The organism is Aeromonas sp. MR19 (assembly GCF_963899305.1).
GTDB lineage: Bacteria > Pseudomonadota > Gammaproteobacteria > Enterobacterales > Aeromonadaceae > Aeromonas > Aeromonas bestiarum.
In genome coordinates this window covers 71,340-88,827 of record NZ_CAWQWZ010000052.1, presented here as the reverse complement: position 1 = coordinate 88,827, position 17,488 = coordinate 71,340, and the positions used below count along the sequence as shown (strand labels likewise).

The window sequence follows — 17,488 nt, the reverse complement described above, 5'->3', positions numbered from 1 at the left end:
CGGTCCGCCATTATATAGGCCCCGGCTTGGCGGTCAAAATACTCATTGGGCCCTCAGGCGCCGGATTTCATGCTCTCTATGCTCAATTTCATCTCGCCGAGACGGCGTGCCAGTGCGCCTACGTTCCCCGCGCCCTGGGTCAGCACCAGATCCCCCTCGCCAACCAGTCCTGCCAGCACGGCGGGTACGTCGTCCGGGGTAGCGACAAAGATGGGTTCCAGGTTGCCACGGGAGCGGATGGAGCGGCACAGGGCGCGGCCATCGGCCCCCGGGATGGGCTCTTCACCGGCGGCATAGACCTCCAGCATCACCAGCACATCCACCTTGGAGAGCACGTCCGCAAAATCTTCATAGAGATCGCGGGTACGGGTGTAGCGGTGCGGCTGGAATACCATGACCAGGCGCTTCTCGGGCCAGCCGGCACGAGCGGCGTTGATGGTCACCTTGACTTCGCTCGGGTGGTGACCGTAGTCGTCCACCAACATGGCCTTGCCACGGCCGGTCTCGAATTCGCCATATTGCTGGAAGCGGCGACCCACGCCTTCAAACTTGGCCAGCGCACGGATGATGGCATCATCGCCGATCCCGTCTTCGGTAGCGACCGCAATCGCTGCGGCGGCATTGAGCGCATTGTGGATACCCGGCAGGTTCAGGGTCACTTCCAGCTCACCGGCGCCCGCGCGACGGACCCGGAAACGGCTGCGGTTGCTGGTCTGCACGAAGTCCAGCACCTGCACGTCAGCATCATCGCAGAGGCCATAGGTGATGGTCGGACGGGCGATCTCCGGCAGCATGCCACGGATCACTGGGTCGTCCACACACACCACGGCCAGACCGTAGAAGGGCAGGTTGTGCAAAAAGTCGATGAAGGTGGCCTTCAGGCGGGAGAAGTCACCGCCATAGGTGTCCATGTGATCCGCTTCGATGTTGGTCACGATGGAGACCATGGGTTGCAGATGCAGGAAGGAGGCGTCGCTCTCGTCCGCTTCGGCGATCAGATAACGGCTGCTGCCCAGACGGGCATTGGTGCCGGCGCTGTTGAGCAGGCCGCCGATGACGAAGGTCGGATCACGATCGGCTTCGGCATAGATGCTCGCCACCAGGCTGGTGGTGGTGGTCTTGCCGTGGGTGCCGGCGATGGCGATGCCGTGACGGAAACGCATCAGCTCGGCCAGCATCTCGGCGCGGCGCACCACGGGGATGCGCAGCTCGCGGGCGGCCAGCAGCTCGGGGTTGTCCTGCTTGATGGCGGTAGAGACCACCACCACGCTCGCCTCGCTCACATGCTCGGCGCTGTGGCCCACGAAGATATGGGCCCCCAGCGACGCCAGCCGCTCGGTCACCGCATTGCGGGCCAGATCCGAGCCGGTTACCTGATACCCTTCGTTGGCAAGCACCTCGGCGATCCCGCCCATACCGGCGCCACCTATGCCGATAAAGTGGATGCGACGCACGCGACGCATTTCGGGGATCACGGTACGCAGTTTTGCCAGTTCAACCTTGGTCATAGTTCTCTCTCAGTCTGCCCAGCGGCGAGTCGTTTACACTCATCGGCAACCCGCTCGGCGGCATCGGTAATAGCGACGCGACGGGCAGCTTGGGCCATGTTCAATAGGGTTTCCCTGCGGCCGGCAAGCCAGCTGAGGCGTGCGGCCAGCGAGGCCGTGGTCAGCTCTGATTGGGGCAGGAATTCAGCACCGCCGCCGTCGACCAGGGTCAGGGCATTGCGGGTCTGGTGATCATCCACCGCATGGGGCAGTGGCACAAAAATGGCGGCGACCCCGGCGGCAGCCACTTCGGAGACGGTCAGGGCCCCCGCGCGACACACCACCAGATCGGCCCAGGCGTAGGCATCGGCCATGTCCTTGATAAATTCGCTCACCTCGGCCTCGACGCCCTGCCCGGCATACGCCTGCGCGACGGCCTCACGGTTGCCCTTGCCGCACTGATGACGCACCGCAATGGGGACACCGGCAGCGGCAACGGCTGGCGGAACCTGCTCGTTGAGCACCCGGGCACCCAGGCTGCCACCGACGATCAGCAGGTGCAGCGGCTCTGCGCTGCTGCGCAGCTGGGGATCCGGCAGGGCCACCACTTCGGGGCGCACCGGATTGCCCACCACGGCGGTGCGACGACTCGGTGCAAACGCCCCCGGGAACGCCATCAGCACCCGCTTGGCGAGGCGAGCCAGCAGCTTGTTGGTCAGGCCGGCGGCGGCATTTTGTTCGTGCAGCAGCAGCGGAATGCCGGACAGCCAGGCCGCCACGCCGCCCGGGCCGGAGGCAAAGCCCCCCATGCCGAGCACCACGTCGGGCCGTATGGTCTTGAGCACACGGCGCGCCTGCAGCACGGATTTGACGATGCGATAGGGGGCCGCCAGCAGACGCTTGATGCCGTTGCCACGCACCCCCTGAATGTCGATGAAGGAGATGGGGTAACCATGGGCAGGCACCAGCTCTGCCTCCATCCGGTCGGCGGTGCCGAGCCAGTGAATGGTCCAGCCCTGGGCCTTGAGGCGATCGGCCACGGCCAGGCCGGGGAACACATGGCCCCCGGTACCACCCGCCATCACCAACAGAGTCTTGCTCACGAAACCTCCCGCACGCGCGCCTGGGCACTGGCCTGGCGCAACTCGAAATCGATACGAATCAACATGCTCACCGCCACCATCATGATGATGAGACTGGAACCACCGTAGCTGACCAGCGGCAGGGTCAGACCCTTGGTCGGCATCATACCGCTGGCGGCACCGACGTTGACGAAGGTCTGGAAGCTGAACCAGATGCCGATGCCGATGGCCAGATAGCCTTCATACAAGCGCTCGGCCACCAGCGCCTGGTGCCCCAGCTTGAGTGCCTTGAATGCCAGCGCGAAGATGAGGAAGAGCGCGCCCAGCACGCCCACGTAGCCCAGCTCTTCGCCCAGGATCGCAAACACGAAGTCGGTGTGCGCCTCCGGCAGGTACTCCATCTTCTGGATCGAGTTGCCAAGCCCCTCGCCAAACCAGCTGCCACGACCGAACGCCATCAGTGACTGGGTCAGCTGGTAGCCGCTGCCGAACGGATCGGCCCAGGGGTCGAGGAAGGAGGTCACCCGCCGCATCCGGTAAGGCTCGGCGATGATCAGGGTCACTACCGCGCTCACCCCCACCAGGATGAGGCCGATGAACTGCACCAGCCGCGCCCCCGCCAGGAACAGCATGCCCAGCGAGGTCACAAACATCACCACCACGGATCCCAGGTCGGGCTGGGCCAGCAGCAGTATGGCGACCACGAACAGCACGGCCATCGGCTTCATGAAGCCGATGAAGCGCTCGCGTACCTCGCTCTGACGGCGCACCAGGTAACCAGCCAGATAGACGAACAGGGCCAGCTTGCCGAACTCGGCCGGCTGCAGGTTGAAGGGGCCGAGCGGCAGCCAGCGGATGGAACCGTTGACGCTGCGGCCCACCAGCAGCACCAGCACCAGCATTATGATGGCGAGCACCAGCATGGGGCCGTTGTAGTGCTGCCAGCGGGCCATGGGCACCTGCAGCACGAACCAGGAGATGCCGAGCGCCATCACCAGGAAGAGACCGTGGCGCTTCACGAACATGAAGGGATCGTTGTTGATGGCGATCCCCTCCGGGATCGAGGCCGAGGCCACGATCACCAGACCCACCGCCATCAAGGCCAGTGCCAGCACCACCAGTTGCCGATCGTAGAGACCCGCCGGACGCGCCGGTAACAACCAGCGTTGCAGCACACCTGCGATGGCGCCAAGGGCGTTCATAAGGTCTGCACCAGCTCGGTGAAACGATCACCGCGCGCTTCGAAAGACTTGAACTGATCCAGGCTGGCGCAGGCCGGCGCCAGCAGCACCCAGTCACCAGGACGGGCATCGGCCGCGGCCTTGGCGACGGCGGCGTCAAGATCCGCAACCCGTTCGGTCTGCTCCCCGAGGGCGAGCAGCACGTCCGCATCCTGACCGAAGCAGTACATGTGATCGATCTGGCTGCCGAGCAGCGCCTGCACAGGGCCAAAGTCCTGGCCCTTGCCCTGGCCACCGGCCAGCAGCAGCAGACGGCCCTTCACAGATTCACGCACACCGGCCACGGCGGCCAGGGTCGCCCCCACGTTGGTAGCCTTGGAGTCGTTGATCCAGCGCACCCCGTTCACCTCCCGCACGAAGCGGGCGCGGTGGGGCAGGCCTTCGAAGCGGCGCAGCACGGCGAGTTGCGGCTCGCGGGGAATGCCCACCGCATCGCACAGGGCCATGGCCGCCAGCGCGTTGGCCTGATTGTGGGCACCGACAATCTTCATTTCGTCCACGGCGAGCAGTGGCTCCCCATGCAGGGTCAGCCAGTGGCGGCCCTCCAGCAGGCAGCGGCCATAGCCGTTGCAGTCGAGGCCGAAGCTCTGCCACACCTGACCCACATCGGGCAGGGTCTGGGCATCGTCGCGGTTGATCAGGATGTGCTGGGAATGCTGATGGATCTCCATCTTGGCAGCGCGGTAGTCAGCCATGCCCTGATAGCGATCCATATGATCTTCACTGAGGTTTAACACCACGGAGGCGGCGGCACGCAGGCTGTGGGTGGTCTCCAGCTGGAAGCTGGAGAGCTCCAGCACGCAGAGATCCATCGGCTGCTTGAGCAGCTCCAGCGCCGGGGTACCTATGTTGCCACCGACCCCGACCTTGAGGCCCGCCTCGGCAATCATCTCGCCCACCAGGGTGGTGACAGTGCTCTTGCCGTTGGAGCCGGTGATGGCGATGACAGGCACCTGGGTCTCGCGCACGAACAGCTCGATATCGCCGACTATGCTCACCCCGAACTCGGCCGCGGCTTTCAGCTCGGGGGTCGCCAGGGCAATGCCCGGGCTCGCCACTATCATGTGGGCCTGCTTGAGCAGATCGCCGTCCAGCCCCTGGATCAGTTCGACCTCGGCGGGCAGTTGATCCTTGCCCGGCGGGTTGGCGCGGGTATCCATCACCAGAGGCGTGACGCCACGGCCGAGGAAGTAATCGACGCAGGAGAGTCCGGTTTTGCCGAGTCCTATGATGATGACCATGGCTTACCTCACCTTCAGGGTGGCGAGGCCGAGCAGCACCAGCATCAGAGTGATGATCCAGAAGCGCACTATGACGCGCGGCTCCGGCCAACCCTTCTTCTCATAATGGTGATGGATCGGGGCCATGCGGAAGATCCGCACGCCGCGCAGCTTATAGGAGCCCACCTGCAGGATCACCGAGACGGTCTCCATCACGAAGACGCCCCCCATGATCACCAGCAGGAACTCCTGACGCACCAGCACGGCTATGGTGCCAAGCGCACCGCCGAGGGCCAGGGAACCTACGTCCCCCATGAAGACCTGGGCCGGATAGGTGTTGAACCAGAGGAAGCCCAGACCCGCCCCGACGATGGCGGTACAGACGATCACCAGCTCCGAGGTATAAGGCACATAGGGAATGTGCAGGTAGTTGGCGAAGTTGACGTTGCCGGTCGCCCAGGCGATCAGGGCGAAGCCCCCCGCCACCATCACGGTCGGCATGATGGCCAGCCCATCCAGACCGTCGGTCAGGTTGACCGCGTTGGAGGTGCCGACGATCACGAAGTAGGTCAGCACTATGAACATCAGGCCGAGCTGCGGCATCACATCCTTGAGGAAGGGCACCACCAGCTGGGTCTGACCATCGTGGGTAGCCGTGGTGTAGAGGAACACGGCCACGCCCAGCGCGACCGCCGACTGCCAGAAGTACTTCCAGCGGGCGATCAGACCGTCGGTATTCTTGCGCACCACCTTGAGGTAGTCATCGGCGAAGCCGATGGCACCGTAGGCACCCAGCACGAACAGCACCAGCCACACATAAGGGTTGTCGAGGCGGCACCAGAGCAGCACAGAGGTGAAGATGGCGGCAATGATCATCAGGCCGCCCATGGTCGGGGTGCCTTTCTTGCTGAGGTGGGACTCAGGACCGTCGTTGCGGATCACCTGGCCGAACTTCATGATCTGCAGGCGGCGGATGAGGCGCGGCCCCATCCAGAGTGCCACCACCAGACCCGTGATGATCGACAGGATGGCGCGAAACGTCAGGTAGGAGAAGACGTTGAAGAAGGTGAAGTGCGGGGTGAGCAGTTCCGCCAGCCAGACTAGCATGTGGCCGACTCCTGACGGTCAACGACCATCTTGACGATATCTTCCATGCGGGAGCCGCGGGCGCCCTTGACCAGAATCGAAATTTCTTGATGTGTATTTATCATTTGCGCAAGCACTTCAAACAACGACGCCTTGTTATCGAAATGTCGACCAGCCGCGGCATCTGCGGTGTGGCGACTCTGTTCCCCTACTGTCAGCACGGCATCCAGACCGCGCTCACGGGCGTGGCGTCCAACCCGGGCGTGTTGCTCGGCAGACTCCTCACCCAACTCCTTCATGTCACCGAATACCAGCACCTTGTAGCCGCCCATGGCGGTCAGGGCATCGATGCCCGCCAGCACGGATTCCACGCTGGCGTTGTAGGTGTCATCCACCAGGGTGAGACCACCCCAGCGCTGGACGCAGAAGCGGCCCTTGACCGGCGCCATCTGCTCCAGCCCCGCCTTGACGGAGGCGAGCGAGGCACCGAGCGCCAGACAACCGGCGGCGGCCGCCAGGGCATTGGCCACGTTGTGGCGACCTGGAATGGCCAGGGTCAGGCTTATTTCACCCTGCGGCGTCACCATCACGAATTCGGCGCAGCCCTGCCCATTGAGCACTATGTTGCAGGCATGGAAGGGTTGGCTCTGATCTGCGAGGGAGAAGGCGCAACGAATGCCCTTCTGCTGCCACTTGGGCCAGAACTCGTTGTCGGCATTGACGATGGCGGTGCCGCCCTCGCCCAACTCCTCAAAAATCTCGCTCTTGGCGTGGAAGACCCCTTCCAGAGAACCGAAGCCCTCCAGATGAGCCGCCGCCACGTTGTTGATGAGGGCGGCATCGGGCTGGGCCAGTGAGGTGGTCCAGGCGATCTCGCCCGGATGGTTGGCACCCAGCTCCATCACCGCAAACTTGTGTTGCGGCTCGAGCCGCAGCAGGGTCAGCGGCACGCCCACCTCGTTGTTGAAGTTGCCGGCGGTGGCCAGCACCTCGCCTTCATGACGCAGGATGGCAGTCGCCATCTCTTTCACCGTGGTCTTGCCACAGCTGCCGGTGATGGCCAGCACTTTCGGGTTGATGCGCTCGCGCACCAGCTTGCCGAGGCGACCCAGCCCCTTGAGACTGTCGGTGACAACCAGCTGGGGAATGGCCAGTGGCAATTCCCGTTCGACCAGCAGGGCAGAGGCCCCGGCAGCAACCGCCTGCGCGCAGAAATCGTGGGCGTCGAAACGCTCGCCGCGCAGCGCGACAAACAGGGCACCCGCGCCCAAGGTACGGGTGTCGGTACTGACAGCCGTGATCTCGCCGTCGTCACCGATCAGACGGGCATCGAGTACCTGCGCCAGGTCGGCAAGCCTGAGGGTCATCATGTGAATGACTCCAATAATGTGTGCAAGGCGGCCGCGACGGTTTCCCGGTCGCTGTAGTGCCGCTTGTCGGTTCCAATGATCTGATAATCCTCGTGACCCTTACCGGCCACCAGGATGATGTCCTGTTTGCTCGCCTGGCCGAGAGCCAGGGTGATCGCCTTGACCCTGTCGTGCTCGATCTGCACGGCAGCAGGATCGCGAAGGCCCGCCACCATGTCGGCCATGATCTGGGCCGGCTCCTCGGTACGGGGGTTGTCGTCGGTCAGGATCACGCGATCCGCATGTTGCTCTGCCATGGCGGCCATCATGGGACGCTTGCCACGATCCCGGTCGCCACCACAGCCCACCAGACACCAGAGCTGGCCCTCGCAGTGCACCCGCAGGGCCTGCAATGCCTTCTCCAGCGCATCCGGGGTATGGGCATAATCGACCACGGCGAGCGGCGCATTGCCGCCACCGAAGCACTCCATGCGGCCGGTCACCGGCTGCAATTGAGGTGCAGTTGCCAGCAACTCGTTGAAGTCATAACCGAGCACCAGCATGGCGCCCATGGCCGCCAGCACATTGCTGACGTTGAAGCGGCCGAGCAAGGGGGCGGATAATACACCATTCCCCCAGCTGGAGTTAATGCGTGTGTGAAAACCTTGTTGGTGGAAGTGGGGATCCTGCGCCGTTAACTGTCGCCCCGGATGGTTTTCAATCGGGCCGTGCACGCTGAAGGCCACCGCGGCGGGATAGGCGGCAAGCCACTGGCGCCCCAGCCGGTCGTCGGCATTGATGACGGCGCAGGGCTCGTCGACCAGTTTCAGCAGCTCTTCCTTGGCGGCACCATAGGCTTCCATGGTGCCGTGGTAGTCCAGATGATCCCGGCTCAGGTTGGTGAACACGGCCGCCGCGAACGGCAGGGCCGCCACACGATGCTGCACCAGACCGTGGCTGGAAACCTCCATCGCCACCAGATCTGCCCCCTGCTGTTGCAGGGCGGCCAGATTGGCCTGCACCTGCACCGCGCTGCCGGTGGTGTTTTCGGCTTCCACCAGCTCACCGAACAAGCCATTGCCTATGGTGCCCATCACCCCGGCCCGGCCACCCAGCAGGGTACGCCAGTTGGCGACCAGCAGCGCAGTGGTGCTCTTGCCGTTGGTGCCCGTGATGCCGACCAGTTCCAGCCTGTTGGCAGGCTGCTGGTAGAAGTAACCGGCCAGCTCGGAGAGTCTGGCGGGCAGATTTGGGATACCTATGCAGGGCACAGCCAGCTGAGGGGCGACGAATTCCCCGTCCTCCTCAAACACGATGGCGGTCGCTCCCTGAGCCACCGCCTGTTCCATGAAACGTCTGCCATCCACCTGGTGACCCCGAATGGCCACGAAGAGACAACCGGGCCCGACCCGCCGGCTGTCCAGCTGGATATCGGTGAGGGCGAGCGCCGGGGCACGGATGCCGAAGGGGCGCAGTAATGAATCAAGTGCGCGGTGCAAGGGGGGCCTCCGTACGGGCGAGTTTGGCGGGTACTGCAGGCGGTACCGCATCGGGACGAATATTGAAGAGCTGCAGCACACCGCCCATGGCTTCGGCAAAGGGCGGCGTCGCAACGGCACCACCGTAGTAGGCATCGCCCTTGGGCTCGTTGATCACCACTACCATGACGAAACGGGGGTTGCTGGCCGGGGCGAAACCGGCAAACCAGGCCATGTAATCCTTGCCGTAGCCGCCGGCGACGGCGACCTTGGCGGTACCACTCTTGCCGCCGACCCGGTAACCGGGGATCTGCGCTTTCGGAATGGCATTGCTCACCACGTACTCCAGCGCCTGCAGCATGGCGCTGGCGTTGTTGTGGTCGATGACCTGCTCACCCTTGGGCGGCTCGGTCACCTTGACGATGGAGAGCGGCACCCGCTTGCCCTTGTTGGCCAGGGTGGCATAGGCGGAGGCCAGCTGCAGCGGAGTGACCCGCAGACCGTAACCGAACGAGAGGGTGGCCCGCTCGATATCGGACCAGCGACGACGCTGGGGCAGCATGCCGCTGCTCTCGCCCATCAGGCCGCTGCCGGTATCCATGCCGAAGCCGACCATGCTGAGGGTGTTGATCATCTCCTGTGCCGGCATCCGCAGCGCGATGCGCGACATGCCGATATTGGAGGAGTAGCGCAGAATGTCGTACAGGTTGGTCGCCTTGTGGATGCTCACGTCACGGATCTGCTTGGCCCCGATATACAGGGGCCCGCCCGGAATGGTGTCCTTCCAGCTGGTGACGCCCGCCTGCAGGGCACTCAACAGGATCAAGGGCTTGATGGTCGAACCCGGCTCATAGGTATCGGTCACGACCCGGTTGCGCACCCGGAAACTCTGGTACTGACCGCGGTTGTTCGGGTTGTAGGAGGGGGTGTTGACCATGGCGAGCACTTCGCCGGTCTTCACATCCAGCATCACCATGGAGCCGGAAGTCGCCTTGTTCTCGTCGGTGGCCCGCTTGAGCGCCCGATAGGCCAGCGCCTGGACCCGCTGGTCGATGCTCAGTTGCAGATCGTTGGCGTTCTTGCCCTCCTTGACCAGGCCAAGCCGCTCGATGACCCGACCCTGACGGTCTTTACGCACCCGCATCTCGCCCGGGGTCGCGGTCAACCACTCGTTGTAGCTGCGCTCTATCCCTTCGATGCCGCTGCCATCTATGTTGGTGACCCCCACCAGGTGGGCGCTGATCTCGCCGGTCGGATAGAAGCGGCGCGCCTCTGGGCGCAGATAGATGCCACCCAGCTTGAGGCCCTTGATGTATTCCGCCACCGCTGGCGTCACCTGGCGCTGCAGGTAGACGAAACGCTTGCTCGGGTTGGAGATGCGATGCTTGAGGGTGTTGATGTCGAGCTTGAGTACGGCGGAGAGCGCCAGCCAGGCGCGCTCGTTATGAATGGCGCCGGATTCGTGCACCGTCTTGGGGTCAGCCCAGACGGCTTCCACCGGCACAGATACGGCAAGCTGTTCGCCGTTGCGGTCGGTGATCATGCCACGCACCGCCTGGGTGGCAGTGGTACGCAGCGAACGCATGTCCCCTTCCTGACGCAGCCGATCCGGATCTATCACCTGGATCCAGGCCAGTCGCAGGATCAAGCCAGCAAACGCAATGCCGATGAAGAACACCAGCGTGCGAAAGCGCCACGGATAGAGTGACGGTGCTTTCGCCTTGGGTGGGGCCTTGGCAGATGCCTTGCGTTTCATGGTTGTGTTATTACCTTCTCGGTGGTCACCAGCGGGCGAGCCATCTGCAATTTATCCATGGCCAGACTCGCGACACGGGAGTGCTCGGCCAGCGTCCCCTGTTCCAGCAAGAGGTGACGCCATTCGATGTTGAGCCGATCCTCTTCCGCCATCAGGTCATTCTGCTTGGCGGTCATGCCACGGGTCATGTTGGTGACCAGGATCACGGCAAAGGCGGTGATCAGCACGGCAACGGCCAGCACGACCTGCAGCTTGTGCCGCCAGAGATCGCCGAGGATCTCCCTGGCCAGATGAACACGCACCTCGCTCATGACTTACTCCGCCAGTCGCTGGGCGACCCGCAGCACTGAGCTGCGCGATCGGCTGTTTTCGGTGACTTCATGCTCGGAAGGCTTGAGCGCCTTGCCGACCGACTTCAATTTGCGGCCACCGGCCAGCTGGGCCTCGGTCAACGGAATGCCGCGCGGCACCTCGGGGCCTTTCTCGTGCTTGCGGATGAAGTGCTTCACCAGCCGGTCTTCCAGCGAGTGGAAGCTGATGACGGAGAGACGCCCCTCGGGAGCCAGCGCCTGCAGGGCACCGTCCAGCGCTGTCTCGATCTCGTCCAGCTCGCTGTTGATATAGATGCGGATGGCCTGGAAGCTGCGGGTGGCGGCGTGTTTGCCCTTCTCCTTGCTCGGATTGACCCGGGCAATCATCTCCGCCAGCTGGCGAGTACGCACATAGGGCTCAGTAACCCGATCGTGGACGATGGCGCGGGCAATCTTCTTGGCGAAACGCTCCTCGCCGAAGGTCTTCAATACCCAGGTGATGTCATCCACATCGGCACGAGCCAGCCACTGTGCGGCGCTCTGGCCTGAGGTGGGGTCCATCCGCATGTCCAGCGGGCCGTCTTTCATGAAGCTGAAACCGCGCTCGGCATCGTCAAGCTGGGGGGAAGAAACCCCCAGATCCAGCAGGAAGCCGTCGACCTTACCCAGCAGACCGCGCTCGGCCAGATAGGTGGTGATGCCGGAGAAGGGGCCGTGCACGATTTCGAAACGGGGATCCTGGATCTTGGCCGCCTCGGCAATGGCCTGGGGATCCCGGTCGATGGCGATCAGCCGGCCGTTCGGGCCAAGGTTCTGGAGAATGAGACGAGAGTGACCACCCCGGCCAAAAGTACCGTCGACGTAGATGCCGTCCGGCTTGATGGCCAGCCCTTCAACGGCTTCGTGCAACAGCACTGTGATGTGTTCAACGGCTTGGGTCATTTATAAAGAAAAATCCTGTAGTCGTGGCGAGCTTGCCCAGTCGTCCTCGGGCAGGCCCTGAATGTCGTCATTGACCTGTTGTTGCCAGCGGGCTTCATCCCACAGCTCAAACTTGTTGAGCTGGCCCACCAGCATGATCTTCTTGTCCAGCCCGGCGTGGCTACGCAGTGGCTGGCTCAGCAGCAGACGGCCATTGCCATCCAGCTCGCATTCGGTCGCATGGCCGAGCAACAGCCGCTGCAAGCGGCGTTCTACGGGGTTCATGCTGGAGAGCATCTTGAGCTTGCGCTCTATCTCTTCCCATTCGTTCAGGGGGTAAAGCAGCAGGCAGGGATGAGCAATATCTATGGTGCAGACCAGCTGGCCCTCGCTTTCGTCGCGCAGCCAATCACGGTACTTGGTCGGAATCGCCAGCCGCCCTTTGCTGTCCAAGCTGATGGCGTGAGCACCACGCAACAAATTGCAGTCCCTGAAAATGAGTTAAGGGGGCAAATCGCCCGATAAAAACCACTTTGATCCACTTTTCCCCACCTTGAAGTTTAAGGACGTGCTGAGGGCTTTTCAAGCGAGGATATCGGGCATGGGGAACATATTGACGCAGTGTTTGGGTAGCACTGATTAAATGAGTTGATTTTCCACAAGTTATTTGTGCAGAAATAAAATCGATTAATTAGGGACTGGGGTATAAACCGCCATAATCAGGGAGAAATAATGAAGCGGTACAATACAACTGCGCACAAAATGATGCTGACGCCTACCACGGGGTAGATGATGTAGTCATCCCCTGCTCGCCGTGCCCGCAAGCAAACCAGCTGGCACAGCAACAGGTTGTAGATGATCAGCAGAAATGTCAGCAGGAGATTTGTACCAAAAGCCAGCTCCCCAGCATGCATGACATAGAGGCCCATCAACACAAAATTGGCGAGAATCAAATACAGTAAAAATTTCTGGATCGCCTTGCCCGCTGTCGGGGTCTTTTTTACTCGTGTTATCATGCTTATCACGTCCTGGATTCCACATGAACAGTCGACAAAAATTGTCAAAAACTGTTGAGATACATCATGTTTTTATTGTTCAGCCCTCCTTGCATCACCCTGAAATCATGACTCGGGTACTCTGTTGGCTAGTTGGTACTCTGTTACTGACCTCTCCCTATTGTTATTCCTATCATAACTATCATTGGCAGGCTGGTTTTCCTACCCCTGTACAAGGAAAAGGAGCCGAACTAGTCACTCAACAGACTCAGTTTCTACTGCAGCAACGTGACCATCTGCAAAAACGGATCACTCAGTCACAGCCAATGATCCGGTGGGTCGAACAACAGGTTCGGGCACGCAAACTACCTGCCATGCTCGCTTTCCTTCCCTTGATTGAGAGCAGTTATCGACTGGACGTGGTATCTGCGGCAGGAGCCGCCGGACCTTGGCAGTTGATGCCAGCGACGGCGGCGCGCTTCTCCATTCCCATGATGTCGGGTTTCGATGGACGCTACTCACTACCACTCGCAACCGATGCGGCACTCGCCTATCTCAGTTGGCTCTATCAATTTTTTGGTCAAGACTGGCTACTGGCTCTGGCGGCTTACAACGCGGGAGAAGGGCGGGTGTTGAAGGCAGTGCTCGATGCAGGTACTCGCAATGTGTGGGAGCTATCGCTCCCGACAGAAACGCGGCTATATGTGGCCCGTTTCATTGCACTATCTCAACTGCTGGCTCGTGCTGAACAATACCAATTTGTTTTGCCATCTTGGCAAGAAGGGGAAAATTTGCAGGTGATACGGCAGCCGAATAGCTGCTCATTGCTGGATTGGGCGATGGCAAAAGGGGTTGCCATGAATGAGGCCAGCCGCTGGAACCCTGCCTGGCAGCTACCCAACGCACTCGGGGTAACCAACTGTCCCATCGTCTATAGCCGTGGAACATCCCCTACCCCAGTCACCAAAAAGGGGCAGATCCTCCTTCAAAAAGCCATTTCATTGGAAAGCTTGCACGATCCCTTGCTGCTGCATGCAGCAAGGGGGCTGGATATGAGTCGTGGCGCTATCAGACTGGAGTCGTTACCGGATCCACTGGGACTGGGGACGAAGCGACCCCTCCTGACACCATGAAGCAATGTCGCCAATGGCTGAGCACTGGTGATAGGTCTACCGATTCTGGATCTGACCAACTGGCGCCATAGAAGCTCAGGTATTGGCCAATTGAACGCCGATGGGTGATTTGGCAATCCAGCACAATACGTGGAGAGAGTGACAGGCTGACAATCTCGGGCAGGATAAAACGTGCAGGAGCCAAAAAACCAACCCCCCCCGGCCCTATATCCTTGATCACAGCCCGGCCGATGCTCTTATCGAACAGAAGACCCGACACCATGAGACGGGCAGCAATGCCACAGCTCTGTGACTCCAGCGGGGTACTGCCGTCATGCAGATACCAGCGGGGGACCTTACGCCGAGGATCGCTCAGCGTATCCGATCCCGGCAGATCCATTTCAAGGTTGTCCATGAGAAGTGTCGTCCTTGGCTTGCTTCACTGCGGCTTGTGTTTGCGCACTGAATAATTGTTCCAGATTTTTTTCCGCCTGGCTTGTCATCACCAGCAGTTCGATACGGCGGTTTTGGCTGCCTCGGGGATCGGCTGTATTCTCCAACATGGTATCTGACATGGCCACGACCTGCCCCACCCGCTCGGGGGGCATGCCTCCGGCAAGCAAGACTCGCCTTGCCATCATGGCGCGATCGGATGAAAGCTCCCAGTTGCTGTAGTTGTCACCCGCAAAGGGGGTGCTATCGGTGTGGCCCGAGATCATAACTCGGTTTTCAACTCGCTGAAATATAGGAGCCAACGCCATCAGCATATGCCGAAAGAAGGGGCTGATCCGGGCACTGCCACGGCTGTACATCTCGCGCTCATCATCATCACGAATGAGGATCCTCAAGCCTTGTGGTACCAGTTGCAGCTCAAGGTTGTTCTTGGCTTGCATCTGATCGGCCAGCGAGCCAATGAACCCGGCCAGTTGCTTCATCTGTGCCTCGCCTTCAATTTTCCCCACCAGCAGGTTCTCGTAACCGCCGCTGGCCCCATCAGAAAAGATGCTGCGATTTCGCTCCATATGCTTTGGCATCCGCTGCCCTTCCTCGACAAACTTGGGACTGAGTTCTTCCAGCACGGATGGGTTGCCTCCCAGATCCACCGGGTAGGGGCTGTTGCGGATGTCGAACGGGTTAGCTTCACTGTCCATGATGCTGTAGTCACGTAGGCGACTGGCGACGACCTCACGCTCCTCCTGACTTGAGACAGCCAGGATCCATAACACCATGAAAAATGCCATCATCGCCAAGGTGAAGTCGGCAAAGGCCACTTTCCAGGCTCCACCGCCTTTGGGCGCACTGTTACGCCGTTGCTGGCGTTTGATGATGATCTGCTCGTGATTGCGCATTACATGGCCCTGTTCGTCACCCACTCTTCCAATTCAAGGAAGCTGGGTTTAACGTCAGGCTCCAACATCTTGCGGCCCGAATCGACCGAGATGAGCGGTGTCTTGCCACGAAGCTGGGCGATCAGGATAGATTTGATACACATCAGCAGCCCGATCCGACGCTTGACCATCTCCTCCATGGCGTTGCTGATGGGCTCCAGTAAGCAGTAGCAGAGGAAGATGCCGATGAAGGTTCCCACTAACGCGGCCGCGACATGGACGCCGATATTGCTCAAGGGGCCATCCAGCTGCTGCATGGTGATGATGATTCCCATCACCGCAGCCAGAATACCGAACCCTGGGCATGCCTCGCCCGTCTTGTGCAGGGCATGTGCCGGTTTGAGCATGTCCTCCTCAATAGCCATGATTTCCTGCTCCAGCATGGTATCCAGCTCATGAGGCGTAATCTTGCCCATGCCCAGCAGGCGCAGGTTGTCGATGATGAAACCGAGCAGTTGAGGATCTTCCGATATCTGGGGATACATCAAAAATACTGAGCTCTGTTGTGGATTCTCAATATGTTCATCGAGTGCCTTCATGCCCTTATTGCGGGTCTCCTCCAGCAATTGGTGCATCAAGGTCAGCAACTCGCGGTAGATCTCTTTCTCATCCTTGTTGGATTTGAAGCACTGCTTCATCTGGCGCCACATCTCATGCATCACCTCTTTCGAGTTACCAAGAAACATGGAGCCGACTGCAGCACCTATGATGATGATCAGCTCAGCGGGCTGCCACAAGGCGATCGGTTTGCCGCCCGCCATCATGAAACCACCCAGCACACAAATGAAAATGACGCCAAGACCAATCTGTTTTTGCATGAACGCTCCCGCAGAATTCAAGGAGCCTCACCACAAGTGGTGAAGCATTAATATATGGAGTCGACCAAACGCTGCTTGAGCTGAAGGACGCACTGTTTGTGCAATTGGCAGACTCGTGATTCGGTCAGGCCCAACACCAGCGCGATCTCTTTCATATTCAACTCTTGCTGGTAATAGAGTGAGAGCAGCAGTTGCTCTCGCTTGTCCAATGAGGTGAGTACCTTGCTGATGGTCATGGCCATATCGACATCATCAGATTCAGTGGCCAGCACCTTGCCTCCATTTTCCAGCCACTCTTCCAGGCTCTGCAACGCTTCAGCCTGACTGGCATATGCCAATTGGCGTACTTCTTCCACGGTACAATTCAGAGACACAGCCAGTTCCTGCTCCGTAGGTGATCGTCCCAAACGGTTATACAGCTCTCGCTGGGCTTGATTGTGGCTGTGCACCTGCTGGCGTAGTTGACGAGGCCGCCAATCCAGACGCCGAAGCTCATCGAGCATGGCACCACGGATACGCTTGAAGGCGTAGCTTTCAAACTGGGGGTCCGGTTCACTATCGTAACGACGCCAGGCCTCCAGCAGCCCCATCATGCCAACCTGTTCCATATCCTCCTGATCGAAGCAGGCAGAGACCTGACTGCGAAGGTGGCTGGCAGCCCGTTTCACTAACGGCAGATAACGAGTCAATATTGCCTGCTCACCCGTGCGAGGAGGTGAAGTGGCAAACTCAGGCGGCGTATCCCAGTCGGTATTCATCATATCGGTGTTATTGCACCAATACCTTGGTGATCAACACTTCATCCAGGTAGGTCTTGTACCCATAGCCCTGCAGTGTCATCACCAGTTTGCCGAGCAGAGAGCCTTGCAATGCCGTGATGTTTTGCAGCTCTTTTTTCACATCATCGTGCGTACGATGACTGAAATACTGCACCATCGCATTGCGGATGAGCGGGGTCAGCTCATTGAGGGTATTCAATTGTGCCGGATTGTGAGTAACCAGAGCCAATTCCAACACGAGGTAATGGGACTCGGCGCCTCCTTCCAGACTGATGACAAAGCGCTCCATCGGCTTGAACAATGGAGTCGCACTCAACTCTGGCTTGGGTTCGGCCAGCCCCAGCCACACTGCGACCACATCACGCTTCAGATAAACGCCATAGGCCAGCACGGCTAATAGACACAGGGCCATCACGACCACCATCAACCACTTCATGACACGCCGCATAATATGAAATCACTCTC

17 protein-coding genes are annotated in these 17,488 nt (G+C 60.5%); 1 reads left to right on the top strand and 16 read right to left on the bottom strand.

What is annotated here, in order from left to right; all coding sequences use genetic code 11:
• Positions 1–53 precede the first annotated feature (53 nt).
• The 12 genes from murC to AACQ95_RS19925 form a co-directional block, all read right to left on the bottom strand.
• On the bottom strand, positions 54–1,508 hold the full coding sequence (murC, locus tag AACQ95_RS19980) for a UDP-N-acetylmuramate--L-alanine ligase (RefSeq protein WP_042867995.1): 1,455 nt from the start codon (positions 1,506–1,508) through the stop codon (positions 54–56).
• Positions 1,505–2,590 carry an undecaprenyldiphospho-muramoylpentapeptide beta-N-acetylglucosaminyltransferase gene (murG, locus tag AACQ95_RS19975; protein WP_043554335.1) on the bottom strand — a complete coding sequence of 362 codons (1,086 nt, stop codon included), beginning with the start codon at positions 2,588–2,590 and terminating at the stop codon, positions 1,505–1,507. Before murG ends, murC begins: the two co-directional genes overlap by 4 nt.
• The gene (gene ftsW, locus AACQ95_RS19970) at positions 2,587–3,771 is read right to left on the bottom strand and encodes a cell division protein FtsW (protein ID WP_042867991.1); all 1,185 of its coding nucleotides are present in this window, start codon (positions 3,769–3,771) and stop codon (positions 2,587–2,589) included. Before ftsW ends, murG begins: the two co-directional genes overlap by 4 nt.
• Positions 3,768–5,051 carry a UDP-N-acetylmuramoyl-L-alanine--D-glutamate ligase gene (gene murD / locus AACQ95_RS19965; protein ID WP_241279555.1) on the bottom strand — a complete coding sequence of 428 codons (1,284 nt, stop codon included), beginning with the start codon at positions 5,049–5,051 and terminating at the stop codon, positions 3,768–3,770. The genes ftsW and murD overlap by 4 nt, the downstream gene beginning before the upstream one ends.
• 3 nt (positions 5,052–5,054) lie before the next feature.
• Entirely contained in the window at positions 5,055–6,137 is a 1,083-nt protein-coding gene (gene mraY / locus AACQ95_RS19960) for a phospho-N-acetylmuramoyl-pentapeptide-transferase (protein WP_042867986.1), read from the bottom strand.
• A complete protein-coding gene (locus AACQ95_RS19955; protein ID WP_241279553.1) occupies positions 6,131–7,486 on the bottom strand; it encodes a UDP-N-acetylmuramoyl-tripeptide--D-alanyl-D-alanine ligase in 1,356 nt (451 codons plus the stop codon). The genes mraY and AACQ95_RS19955 overlap by 7 nt, the downstream gene beginning before the upstream one ends.
• A complete protein-coding gene (gene murE, locus AACQ95_RS19950) occupies positions 7,483–9,015 on the bottom strand; it encodes a UDP-N-acetylmuramoyl-L-alanyl-D-glutamate--2,6-diaminopimelate ligase (protein WP_241279551.1) in 1,533 nt (510 codons plus the stop codon). The genes AACQ95_RS19955 and murE overlap by 4 nt, the downstream gene beginning before the upstream one ends.
• On the bottom strand, positions 8,948–10,699 hold the full coding sequence (locus AACQ95_RS19945) for a penicillin-binding transpeptidase domain-containing protein (protein ID WP_043139955.1): 1,752 nt from the start codon (positions 10,697–10,699) through the stop codon (positions 8,948–8,950). The genes murE and AACQ95_RS19945 overlap by 68 nt, the downstream gene beginning before the upstream one ends.
• Positions 10,696–11,010 (bottom strand): cell division protein FtsL, encoded by a 315-nt coding sequence (gene ftsL, locus AACQ95_RS19940; protein ID WP_043139958.1) that lies wholly within the window; start codon positions 11,008–11,010, stop codon positions 10,696–10,698. Before ftsL ends, AACQ95_RS19945 begins: the two co-directional genes overlap by 4 nt.
• A gap of 3 nt (positions 11,011–11,013) precedes the next feature.
• Positions 11,014–11,952 (bottom strand): 16S rRNA (cytosine(1402)-N(4))-methyltransferase RsmH, encoded by a 939-nt coding sequence (gene rsmH / locus AACQ95_RS19935; protein ID WP_241279549.1) that lies wholly within the window; start codon positions 11,950–11,952, stop codon positions 11,014–11,016.
• Positions 11,953–12,411, bottom strand: coding sequence for a division/cell wall cluster transcriptional repressor MraZ (gene mraZ / locus AACQ95_RS19930; protein ID WP_043139962.1), 459 nt, complete (start codon positions 12,409–12,411; stop codon positions 11,953–11,955). It lies immediately after the preceding gene.
• Between the two features lie 239 nt (positions 12,412–12,650).
• Positions 12,651–12,947 (bottom strand): hypothetical protein, encoded by a 297-nt coding sequence (locus tag AACQ95_RS19925; RefSeq protein WP_042867971.1) that lies wholly within the window; start codon positions 12,945–12,947, stop codon positions 12,651–12,653.
• A 257-nt stretch (positions 12,948–13,204) separates the two neighbouring features.
• On the opposite strand from AACQ95_RS19925, the gene AACQ95_RS19920 reads away from it, so the two are divergent.
• Positions 13,205–14,059: a lytic transglycosylase domain-containing protein gene (locus AACQ95_RS19920; protein WP_241279684.1), complete on the top strand. Its 855-nt coding sequence runs from the start codon at positions 13,205–13,207 to the stop codon at positions 14,057–14,059.
• A gap of 380 nt (positions 14,060–14,439) precedes the next feature.
• Here AACQ95_RS19920 and lafU read toward each other — a convergent pair whose 3' ends face one another.
• The 4 genes from lafU to lafF are packed head-to-tail and all read right to left on the bottom strand — an operon-like array spanning position 14,440 to position 17,471.
• Positions 14,440–15,387 (bottom strand): lateral flagellar motor protein LafU, encoded by a 948-nt coding sequence (lafU, locus tag AACQ95_RS19915; RefSeq protein WP_241279547.1) that lies wholly within the window; start codon positions 15,385–15,387, stop codon positions 14,440–14,442.
• Complete coding sequence (gene lafT, locus AACQ95_RS19910; RefSeq protein WP_005314215.1) at positions 15,387–16,244, bottom strand: lateral flagellar motor stator protein LafT; 858 nt, start codon at positions 16,242–16,244, stop codon at positions 15,387–15,389. The genes lafU and lafT overlap by 1 nt, the downstream gene beginning before the upstream one ends.
• A gap of 47 nt (positions 16,245–16,291) precedes the next feature.
• Positions 16,292–17,005, bottom strand: a complete 714-nt coding sequence (gene lafS, locus AACQ95_RS19905) for a lateral flagellar system RNA polymerase sigma factor LafS (protein WP_241279546.1) — start codon at positions 17,003–17,005, stop codon at positions 16,292–16,294.
• A 7-nt stretch (positions 17,006–17,012) separates the two neighbouring features.
• Entirely contained in the window at positions 17,013–17,471 is a 459-nt protein-coding gene (lafF, locus tag AACQ95_RS19900) for a lateral flagellar basal body-associated protein LafF (protein ID WP_042867963.1), read from the bottom strand.
• Positions 17,472–17,488: the final 17 nt, after the last annotated feature.